The organism is Erwinia sp. B116 (assembly GCF_002865965.1).
In the GTDB taxonomy this organism is placed as follows: Bacteria; Pseudomonadota; Gammaproteobacteria; order Enterobacterales; family Enterobacteriaceae; genus Erwinia.
Genome location: NZ_JRZZ01000068.1, coordinates 1 through 438, shown reverse-complemented (window position 1 = coordinate 438; position 438 = coordinate 1). Strand labels below are relative to the sequence as shown.

General features: G+C 67.8%; 1 protein-coding gene. It reads right to left on the bottom strand.

Annotated elements, in window-relative coordinates; all coding sequences use genetic code 11:
- On the bottom strand, positions 1-438 hold a 438-nt coding region (locus NV64_RS23295), incomplete at both ends, for an Ig-like domain-containing protein (RefSeq protein ID WP_233209075.1).

Below are 438 nucleotides of genomic sequence, written 5' to 3'. Positions count from 1 at the left end.
GCATCCGGCGTGGTGATGTCGGCTGCGTTAACGGTGCCCGCCGGTGACACGTGCAGTGCCGGGTCGGTCTGGGTGACCGACAGCACCTGGCCGTTCAGCTGAGCCGGGCTCAGCGTTGCGGTGAAGGTGCCATCAGCCAGCACCAGCGCGGTGCCTAGCGTTACGCCAGCTGCGTTTTTCACGGTGACGGTGTCGCCCGCTTCGCCACGTCCGGTCAGCGTGATGCCGTTGGCCGCCAGCACGAGGTTGGTCGGCGCATCCGGGGTAATCACGTCGGCAGCGGTATAGCTGGCGGCCGGTGACACGTGGTTAGCCGGGTCGGTCTGGGTAACCGACAGCACCTGGCCGTTCAGCTGAGCCGGGCTCAGCGTCGCGGTGAAGGTGCCGTCAGCCAGCACCAGCGCGGTGCCCAGCGTGGTGCCTGCTGCGTTCTTCACG